The organism is Aquabacterium sp., from assembly GCF_050725395.1.
Taxonomy (GTDB): domain Bacteria; phylum Pseudomonadota; class Gammaproteobacteria; order Burkholderiales; family Burkholderiaceae_C; genus Aquabacterium.
Genome location: NZ_JBOHHL010000009.1, coordinates 135,723 through 144,156, shown reverse-complemented (window position 1 = coordinate 144,156; position 8,434 = coordinate 135,723). Strand labels below are relative to the sequence as shown.

The following is an 8,434-nucleotide window of genomic DNA, read 5'->3' as shown; positions in this document are numbered from 1 at the left end:
GGCGCCCGGCAGCAAGGCGTTTTCCCAGACCTTGCTGCGCAAGGAGACCTGGATCTTGGACTCGCCGTTTTGGTAACGGGGCAAGTTGTTGGCCTTGGCCCGCGTGGGACTGCTTGGACTGCGGTTCACGCTCGCCATGCTGTGCAGGGGCATGAAAAAATTGGGGCGGTAGCTGGTGTAGTTGAACGTGCCGCGCTTGTCGGCCTGGTCCAACTCCCAGTAGCGCGACATGAAACTGCTCTCGGACTGCTGGGTGGTGGCCGGCGTGGCGGCCTGGCTGACGGGCACGGCCTCGGGGGTGCCCGGCGCCGCGGCGGGCGAGGCCGGCAGGGTCACCATGGCCTCGCGCCCGGCCAGCCTGTCGTAGCAGGCGAGGCGGGCACTGGCTTCGGGCAAGCCCAGGCACTCCTTCAAGTCGAGAGTAGCCTGGGCGAAGGCGGGGGCAGCAAGCCCCACGCCAAAGGCCAACAGGGCAGAACGGAGGGGGTGGTGTTGGGTAGGCATGCGCGATTGAATCACGCTGCCACTTCGGCACCAAGCTCCGACATCAATTCTTCTTTGCGGGAGGCCAAGGCGTCGCCCAGTTGGTGCAGGTCCAGGTGGGCCCGCTTGACCTTGGGGAACAACTCTTCTTCTTCCTCGGTGGCATGGTGGTCGATGTACTCGCCCAGCACCGTCACCTTCGCGTCGTACAGGTCTTCGGACGGCTCCATGTCCTGGATCTGCGCGATCAAGTCCTTGGCGCTGGCATGCTCCACCACCGCTTCGTCCAGGATGTCTTCGGCCTTGGTGGCCTCGCGTGCCGCCGGATAAAAGATTTCCTCTTCGATCTTGGCGTGCACCGTCAGCAGCAGGCAGATGTGCTCGGCCAAGGCCTGTTTTTCTTCCTCGCTGCTGTCAGCCTTGACCAGCTTCTCGTAGTCCTTGAACAACTTCTTGACTTCCTTGTGGTCGGCGGTCAGCAGTTGCACGGCATCGGGCGTGGTCTTGGCTTTGGTCTTGGCGGCCGGAGTCTTGGCCGCGGTTTTTTTGGCGGTGGTGGGCATGTCGCCTCCTTGCATTAATGATGATGAAAAAAATGATCAGCGCTCAATGGTCAAAGTCGACCCATCAGCATCAGCACGATCAGCACGACCAGGATCAGGCCCAGGCCGCCACTGGGACCATAACCCCAGCTTCGGCTGTGGCCCCAGGTGGGCACGGCGCCAATGAGCATCAACAGAACAACGATCAGAAGGATGGTTCCCAAGCTCATGATGGCTCTCCTTATTTCTTGATTTGATTGCCGATGACACCGCCCACGGCGGCGCCACCAATGGTGCCGCCGGCGCTGCCATTGGTCAGCACGGCCCCCGCAGCCGCGCCCACACCCGCGCCAACGGCGGTGTTGCGGTCACGGGCGGACATGTCGCTGCACGCCCCCAGGCCGACCAGTGCCAGGGTGCTGGCGGCGGTCAAGACGAGGTGGACGGATGTCTGTCGAATGCTGTTCATGGCATTTCCTTGTGAGTGGGTACACCCTGCATGGGCAAACGGGGTGCCCACTCCGGGCATGCCAGGAAAAAAGATTCAGCGCAGCTGGTTCGCGACGTCCTTGGCCACCGTGTCCAGCAAGGCGCTCATCGCGGCGGCCTGGCCCACCGGCGTGTCGGAGGTGACTGGCAACGTCGAACTGCCGCCGCCGAAGGCCACCGGGGTCGGTATGCTGCCAGGCCCCGTGACGCGCCAGGCCACGTCGGCCCGCAGCTGTCCGGCCGGGCGCAGGTAGTCCAAAGGCGCGATGTTCACGATCAGCACCTGGCCGGTTGGCACCGAGGGGCAGTGGGCGTCACACACGGTCCAGGCCGGCAAAGCTTGCCGCAAAAGCAGGGCCAGCTGATTGGTGAGCCCCACTTCGAGCCGCTCGGCCCAAGCGGTGCCCGGCCATTCGCCCAGCGTGTTGTCGGCCTGGCGATAACGCACGGCGTCGGTTTGCAAATACTCGGGGATGTTGACGCGCCGCACCGTCAAGAATCGGGGCGCGGAGGCCGCCGAGGCCGGTGCCGCTGGCGCCATCGCCACGAGGTGCACCGGCGCTTCGGCCGGCGGCAAGGGCAGCGACAACAGCACGGGCGGCGGCGGTGTGCTGCAGGCGGTCAGGCTCAGGGTCCAGAGGCCCAGGCAAACGGCGATGGTGTGGCGGCGGCGCGTGGTCGTCATGGTGATTTCTTCCCGAACAAAAGGGTACTGGGCTGGCGCTCCAGCTGATCGGCGAAAGACCGCAGGCTGCGCGCCGCCAGCGAGAGGTCGCGCACGGCCAGTTCGGCATCGGCGCGCAAGGGCGACCCGACCGCGCTGATCTCGGCCACATTGCCCATGGCCTGCTGCGCGGCCTGGGCCGCATCGCGGGCTGCCTGCAAGGTCAACTGGATTTCGGGCTGCGTTTGCAGCACCACATTGCGCGAGGACTCCGACAACTGCGCCACCGAGGCCAGCGTGGCATTGGCCTGCACCTGCACGTCCTGGAGGGCTTTGGCGCCCACGGCCAGCGTCTGGCGGGCCTGGGCGGCCGTCGCGCTGATCTCTTTGCTGGACAAGGCCACCGTCTGCTGCGTGACCTTCAAGGTCGCATCCAGGCTGTTGAGGGTTTGGCGCACTTCCTTCACCACATCGGCCAAAGGCAGTTCGGACACTTGATCGAGCAGGGCGTCCAAGCGGTCGCGCATGGCAGGGATCTCGGGTGACTCGGTGGCCCCATGGCCCAGCAGCACCACGGGCGTGTCGGGCTTGAAGTCCAGGTCGATGCCGGTCTGGCCGGTCACCACGCTCTGGATGATCAGCTTGGCGCGCAAGCCGCGTTGCACCAGGTCCGGCAGGTTTCGGAAGCTGCCACCTTTTTCGTGGCCCATCTTCAGGGTGTCGCTGCCCAGGGTCACACCCACAGGGATCAGGGTGACGAGCGACTTGGGATCGACCTCGACGCCAATGCTCTGCACCTCGCCGATCTTGACGCCGCGGAAGCTCACGGGTGCACCCACATACAGCCCGCGCACGCTGCCCTGGAAGTACACGATGGCTTTCTGCCGCTTGGCGAAGAGGTCCGAGCCTCCCAGGGTGACCAGCCCCGCGACGATGAGGACTAAGGCCGCGACGACAAATCCGCCGACGAGCAAGGCATTGCGTTTCATGGTTTCTCCCGGTGCAGGAATGCACGCACGGTGGGGTGGTCGGCGGTCTTGAGCAATTCGGCGGGCTTGCCGTGCGCGATGGGGCGCTTGCTGTCAGCGTCCAGGAAGATGCTGTCGTCGGCGATGGCAAAGAGGCTGGGCAGCTCGTGCGAGACCATCAAAACGGCAGCGCCAGTGCGGTCTCGGATGTCCAGCACCAGATCGTCCAGGCGCTTGGAACTGATGGGGTCCAAGCCCGCGGAAGGCTCGTCCAGGAAGAGCAGGCGCGGCTGCGCGGCGATGGCCCGCGCCAGGCCGGCCCGCTTCTTCATGCCGCCACTCAGGTCGGCCGGGCTGTAGTCGGCGTAGTCGCCCAGTTCAACCCAGGACAGGGCCTCCTTGGCGCGGTCGATGCGTTCGTTTTCCGACAGGTCGGTGTGTTGTTCCAGCGGCAGCAGCACGTTTTCGAGCACGGTCATGGACGACCACAGGGCCGCGCTCTGGAACAAGACGCCAAAGCCTGCGCGCAGCTTGTTGCGGTCTTCCTCGCTGCTCTGCCAGTAGTCCTGGCCGTCATACAGCACCTGGCCTTCGGCCGGACACAGCAAGCCGATCAGGTGCTTGAGCAAGGTGCTCTTGCCGCAGCCGCTGCCGCCCATGATGGCGAAGATGGTGCCGGGCTCGACCTCGAAAGAGACTTCTTCCTGGATCAGCTTGTCGCCGAAGCGCATGGTCAGATTTTGAACACTGAGCAGGGCCATGTCAGACCCCCAGCGCGTTGGCGCAGACCGAAAAGACCGCGTCGAGTGCGATCACGCCAACGATGCCGGCGACCACCGCACGCGTGGTCGCGTGGCCGACGCCAGCCGCGTTGCGCTGGGCGTTCAGGCCGTAATAGCACCCCGCGATCGCCACCAGGATGCCGAAGGCCAAGGCCTTGGAAAAGCCCAGGCCCAGGTGCTGGAAGCTCAGGGCATCCAGGCTGCGCTCAAAGTAGGCGGCGGGCGCCAGGCTCAGCATGCTGGCCCCCACGCTGAAGCCACCCACCAGGCCGGCCAGGCAGCCATACACATACAGCAGCGGCATCACCATCAGCAAGGCCAGCACGCGTGGCACCACCAGGTGGTCCATGGCATTGAGGCCCAGCACTTCCAGGGCATCGATCTCTTCATTGGCCTGCATGGTGGCCAGTTCGGCCGCGAAGGCCGCGCCCGTGCGGCCCGCCATCACCACCGCCGTGATGACCGCCGCCATCTCGCGCGACACCGCGATGGCGACCAGGTCGGCCACGAAGATGCCCGCTCCGAACTTGACGAGCTGCACCGCGCCCACGAAGGCCAGGATCGCACCGACCAGGAAGTTCACGATGGCGACGATCACCAGGGCGCGGGCACTGCAATCGGCCAGCACCCGGGCCATGTCCTGCGATCGAAAACGCCAGTGGCTGGGCAAGCCCCGAGAAATGGCCAGGATCACCGCGCCAAAGAAAGCGATGCCGCGAAAAGTACCTTGCAGCACAGCGGCTCGGGGCCCACGCGTCGTCATGAAACGTTTGTCCACTGGAAGGATGGTTGCAATGGATGTCGTTCTATCACGTGTCTGCTGAAGAAAGGTTGCATGGCCGAGACGGATCAGAGCAATCCGGATGCCTGTCGGCTTCGACCGACGCCAGGTCGCGCCACTGTCCTACAGGGCAAGGAGAAAGGGCCTACGGCGGTCGACAACGGCCACTTCTAAAGTTCGATCCAACTCATCAACCAGCCTCCAGGAGACCTCCAAAATGCGCCACACCCCGTTGACCTCCCGCCGCGTTCGCGTTGCCGCCTCATCCTTGGCCGCCGTCGTGGTGGCCGCCGCCAGCACCCCAGCCTTGGCGGTGGAAAACACCCTGCCGGTGCTCGACCGCGTGGGGATCTGGGTCGGTGGTTATCACGTGGACGCCGAAGGCGACCTGTCCCTGTCCACGGCCGATGGCACGCAGAACACGGGCAAGCAACGGGTGATCGATGGCACCGACACGGTCAAGCGCGCGCGCGTCGACTGGCTGCTGTTCGACCGCCAGGGTTTCTCGGTCGACCTGTACCACTACAGCCAGAACAACAGCGTGGGCGTGAGCCAGCCCTTCACCTTTGGCGGTCAGTCCTACACCGCCGCGGCCCAACTCAACGCCAAGTCGTCCTTCGACATCGGCAACTTTTCCTACCGCTGGTGGTTCGGTGACGACACCACCGTGGGCGGCATCGGCGTGGGCGCGGCCTACTACAAGGTCAAGGTGAACTACACCGCCTCGGCCAGCGTGGGCGGCCTGTCGCAGACCATCGCCGACGGCGAGAAGAAGGACGCCTGGGCGCCCTTGCTGACCCTGGGCTTCCGCCACAGCTTCAACGACCAGTTCCGCCTCTACGCCGACTTGTCCGGCTCGAAGAAGAACGGTGGCGACACCAATGGCGACATCGTCAATGCGGGCGTGGGCCTGGAATGGTTCCCATGGCGCAACATCGGTGTGGGCGCCGAATACAACCACACCCGCATCCGTGTGAACTACCGGGATGACGACGCCGTCGCCAAGCTCGACCTGAAGCTGAACGGTCCCGCCGTCTACCTGCGGATGCGTTTCTAACCACCGACAGGAGCCGAGCATGATCTTCCAATCATCGACCTTCAAGCGCACCGTGGTGACGGGCCTGCTCGCCGCCGCGAGCCTGGCACTCGTGCCCTCGTTCTCCAAGGCCGCCACCTTGACCTCGACCCTGTCGGGCGAGGCAGAAACGCCCCCGGTCACGACCATGGGCACCGGCACGGTGGACGTCACCTTCACGCCCGCCACCAAGGTCTTGAAATGGAAGATCGTGTACTCGGGCTTGAGCGGCCCGGTCACCGCCGCGCATTTCCATGGTCCGGCCCTGCCTGGCCAGAATGCCGGCGTGACCTTGCCCTTCAAGGAGAAGCTTGAAAGCCCCATTGAAGGCGAGGCCACCCTCACCGAGGCCCAGGCCGCTGAAGTCTTGGCCGGCAAGTGGTACGTCAACCTCCACACCGCCGCCAATCCCAAGGGCGAAGTGCGCGGGCAAGTGGTGGTCAGCCCATGATGGGGTGGCTGGCCTCCGCGATCGGCCGTGCCGCGATCGGACCCTTCGGCAAGGCCTTGCCGCCTTTGGGTGACACGGAGCGCGCGGCCCTGGAAGCGGGCACCGTCGGCTTCGAAGGCCAGCTGTTCGCCGGCCGGCCCGATTTCAGCGCCTTGCTGAAGGTCAAACCGCTGCCTTTCACGCCCCAGGAACAACGCTTCATCGACCGGGAGGTTCGCGAGCTTTGCAGCATGCTCGACGACCACGCCATCGACCAAGCCGGCGACATGCCGCCCGAGGTCTGGCGTTACCTCCGCGAGAAGCGCTTCTTTGGCATGATCATCCCGACCGAGTACGGCGGATTGGGCTTCGGCCACCAAGCGCATGCCACCGTCGTGGCGCGCATCGCGACCGTCAACGTGGCCGCCGCGGTCACGGTGATGGTGCCCAATTCACTCGGCCCGGGTGAACTGCTCTTGCGCTACGGCACCCTGGACCAGAAACAACATTACCTGCCGCGACTGGCCGATGGCCGCGACCTGCCCTGCTTCGGCCTGACCGCGCCTTATGCGGGCTCCGATGCCGCGTCCATCCCCGACCGCGGCACGCTCGTCGAGCGCGAGGTCAACGGCCAACGCGTGCGCGGCTTCCTCGTCAATTTCGACAAGCGCTACATCACCCTGGCGCCCGTGGCCACCGTGGTCGGCCTGGCCTTCCACGCCTTCGACGACACGAAGCCCGAAGGTCAGCGCGACCTGGGCATCACCTGCGCCCTGCTGCCCGTGCCCACCGAAGGCATGGAGATCGGACGGCGCCACCTGCCCATGGGCAGCGCCTTCATGAACGGTCCCATCCATGGGCGCGAGGTTTTCGTGCCCATGGACCAGGTCATCGGGGGCGAAAAACAGGTGGGCCAAGGCTGGCGCATGCTGATGGAATGCCTGGCCGCCGGCCGCGCCATCTCGCTGCCCGCGCTGGGCAGCGCCACGCAACAAGGCTCACTGTTCGTCGCCAATGGCTATGGCCAGATCCGTGAACAGTTCGGCCTGCCCATCGCCAAGTTCCACGCCGTGGCCGGCGTGATCGCCGAGATGTCGGCCGAGCTCTACGCCACCGACGCCGCCCGCCACTACACCGCCGCCGCGCTCGACGAAGGCCAGCAACCCAGCGTGGCCAGCGCCATCCTCAAGGTGCAACTGACCGAAGCCGGCCGGCGTGCCGTCAACCACGGCATGGACATCCTGGGCGGCAAGGGCATCATCGCCGGGCCCTCGAACCTGCTGGGCATCGGCTACCGCCACGCGCCCATCGCCATCACGGTGGAAGGCGCCAACCTGCTGACCCGCGCGCTCATCATCTTCGGCCAGGGCGCGGTGCGTTGCCACCCCCATGTGCTGGACGAAATGAAGGCGCTGGAGGCCAAGGACACGCAGGCGCTGGGCCAGGCCCTGTGGTCGCACGTGCGGCACGTGGTCCGCAACCTGCGGCGCAGTGTGTTCGGCACCGCCCTCATCGGCCAACCACCGGCCGACCTCCGGGCCGAAGCCGCGCTCATCACCCGCCTCAGCGCCCAGTACAGCTTCACCGCCGACCTGTCCATGGGCCTGCTGGGCGGCCAGCTCAAGCGCATGGAGCTGCTCTCGGCCAGGCTGGGCGATGTGCTGGCCCACCTGTACATCGCCAGCGCCAGCGTGTGGCGCTACCAAATCGACGGTGACCCCGACATGCTGCCCTTCGCCCAGGCCGGCATCCGCCAGCAACTGGACCGGGCCCACAGCATCCTGCGCGACCTGCACGCCAACCTGCCTTCGGGCCCCGCGCGCTGGCTGGCCGGCTTCAGCCTGAAGGGCACGGGCCAACTGGCGCCCCTGCGCGACCACCAATTGCTGGCTCTGGCCGAACTGCTGCGCACCCGCCGCGACCTGATCGACAAGCTCTGTCCCGACCTGAGCCTGCCCAAGCAAGGGGGCCAGTTCGACCTGGTCGAAGCGCTGGCCCTGGGCGAGCAACTGGGCGACGCCACCGCCGCCTTGAACAAGGAATTGCGCCGCACCAATTCGCTGGAAACCGCCTCGCAAAGCGCCAAAGACCCGGCGCTGGCCCTGCGTTACCTGCGCGCCGCCGACCGCGTGATCCAGGTCGACGACGTGGCGCACGAAACAGAACACGCCTGAAAACCGGGGGCTTTCCCGGCACCCCCATGGGGGTGAATCAGGCCGA

Annotated in this window: 11 protein-coding genes; 3 read left to right on the top strand and 8 right to left on the bottom strand. The window is 65.9% G+C overall.

Translation table 11 applies throughout. The annotated features are described in order from the left end of the window. From ACREB4_RS08460 to ACREB4_RS08425, 8 genes are all read right to left on the bottom strand, one after another. A partial coding sequence (locus ACREB4_RS08460; RefSeq protein ID WP_431587775.1) for a phospholipase A occupies window positions 1–504 on the bottom strand: 504 nt, incomplete at its 3' end. Window positions 505–515: 11 nt separating this feature from the next. Next, a complete protein-coding gene (locus tag ACREB4_RS08455; RefSeq protein WP_431587774.1) occupies window positions 516–1,046 on the bottom strand; it encodes a hemerythrin domain-containing protein in 531 nt (176 codons plus the stop codon). A gap of 50 nt (window positions 1,047–1,096) precedes the next feature. Further along, complete coding sequence (locus ACREB4_RS08450) at window positions 1,097–1,255, bottom strand: DUF3309 domain-containing protein (RefSeq protein ID WP_300548471.1); 159 nt, start codon at window positions 1,253–1,255, stop codon at window positions 1,097–1,099. Between the two features lie 11 nt (window positions 1,256–1,266). Next, complete coding sequence (locus ACREB4_RS08445; RefSeq protein ID WP_431587773.1) at window positions 1,267–1,494, bottom strand: glycine zipper 2TM domain-containing protein; 228 nt, start codon at window positions 1,492–1,494, stop codon at window positions 1,267–1,269. Between the two features lie 75 nt (window positions 1,495–1,569). After that, the gene (locus tag ACREB4_RS08440) at window positions 1,570–2,199 is read right to left on the bottom strand and encodes a PqiC family protein (RefSeq protein WP_431587772.1); all 630 of its coding nucleotides are present in this window, start codon (window positions 2,197–2,199) and stop codon (window positions 1,570–1,572) included. After that, window positions 2,196–3,167 carry an MlaD family protein gene (locus tag ACREB4_RS08435; protein WP_431587771.1) on the bottom strand — a complete coding sequence of 324 codons (972 nt, stop codon included), beginning with the start codon at window positions 3,165–3,167 and terminating at the stop codon, window positions 2,196–2,198. The genes ACREB4_RS08440 and ACREB4_RS08435 overlap by 4 nt, the downstream gene beginning before the upstream one ends. Continuing rightward, window positions 3,164–3,907: an ABC transporter ATP-binding protein gene (locus ACREB4_RS08430; protein WP_431587770.1), complete on the bottom strand. Its 744-nt coding sequence runs from the start codon at window positions 3,905–3,907 to the stop codon at window positions 3,164–3,166. The genes ACREB4_RS08435 and ACREB4_RS08430 overlap by 4 nt, the downstream gene beginning before the upstream one ends. A 1-nt stretch (window position 3,908) precedes the next feature. Continuing rightward, window positions 3,909–4,691, bottom strand: coding sequence for an MlaE family ABC transporter permease (locus tag ACREB4_RS08425; protein WP_431587769.1), 783 nt, complete (start codon window positions 4,689–4,691; stop codon window positions 3,909–3,911). Between the two features lie 235 nt (window positions 4,692–4,926). Here ACREB4_RS08425 and ACREB4_RS08420 point away from each other — a divergent pair, with 235 nt between their 5' ends. Genes ACREB4_RS08420 through ACREB4_RS08410 form a run of 3 tightly spaced genes read left to right on the top strand, consistent with a single transcriptional unit; the run spans window position 4,927 to window position 8,388 of the window. Continuing rightward, complete coding sequence (locus ACREB4_RS08420) at window positions 4,927–5,766, top strand: hypothetical protein (RefSeq protein ID WP_431587768.1); 840 nt, start codon at window positions 4,927–4,929, stop codon at window positions 5,764–5,766. A 19-nt stretch (window positions 5,767–5,785) separates the two neighbouring features. Next, the gene (locus ACREB4_RS08415; protein WP_431587767.1) at window positions 5,786–6,235 is read left to right on the top strand and encodes a CHRD domain-containing protein; all 450 of its coding nucleotides are present in this window, start codon (window positions 5,786–5,788) and stop codon (window positions 6,233–6,235) included. Beyond that, complete coding sequence (locus ACREB4_RS08410; protein ID WP_431587766.1) at window positions 6,232–8,388, top strand: acyl-CoA dehydrogenase; 2,157 nt, start codon at window positions 6,232–6,234, stop codon at window positions 8,386–8,388. Before ACREB4_RS08415 ends, ACREB4_RS08410 begins: the two co-directional genes overlap by 4 nt. Window positions 8,389–8,434: the final 46 nt, after the last annotated feature.

What these genes read in the sequence shown, in the direction of transcription:
- ACREB4_RS08435 (WP_431587771.1), bottom strand. Translation starts at nt 3,167, where the DNA reads ATGAAACGCAATGCCTTGCTCGTCGGCGGATTTGTCGTCGCGGCCTTA.
- ACREB4_RS08450 (WP_300548471.1), bottom strand. Translation starts at nt 1,255, where the DNA reads ATGAGCTTGGGAACCATCCTTCTGATCGTTGTTCTGTTGATGCTCATT.
- ACREB4_RS08430 (WP_431587770.1), bottom strand. Translation starts at nt 3,907, where the DNA reads ATGGCCCTGCTCAGTGTTCAAAATCTGACCATGCGCTTCGGCGACAAG.
- ACREB4_RS08415 (WP_431587767.1), top strand. Translation starts at nt 5,786, where the DNA reads ATGATCTTCCAATCATCGACCTTCAAGCGCACCGTGGTGACGGGCCTG.
- ACREB4_RS08410 (WP_431587766.1), top strand. Translation starts at nt 6,232, where the DNA reads ATGATGGGGTGGCTGGCCTCCGCGATCGGCCGTGCCGCGATCGGACCC.
- ACREB4_RS08440 (WP_431587772.1), bottom strand. Translation starts at nt 2,199, where the DNA reads ATGACGACCACGCGCCGCCGCCACACCATCGCCGTTTGCCTGGGCCTC.
- ACREB4_RS08420 (WP_431587768.1), top strand. Translation starts at nt 4,927, where the DNA reads ATGCGCCACACCCCGTTGACCTCCCGCCGCGTTCGCGTTGCCGCCTCA.
- ACREB4_RS08425 (WP_431587769.1), bottom strand. Translation starts at nt 4,691, where the DNA reads ATGACGACGCGTGGGCCCCGAGCCGCTGTGCTGCAAGGTACTTTTCGC.
- ACREB4_RS08455 (WP_431587774.1), bottom strand. Translation starts at nt 1,046, where the DNA reads ATGCCCACCACCGCCAAAAAAACCGCGGCCAAGACTCCGGCCGCCAAG.
- ACREB4_RS08445 (WP_431587773.1), bottom strand. Translation starts at nt 1,494, where the DNA reads ATGAACAGCATTCGACAGACATCCGTCCACCTCGTCTTGACCGCCGCC.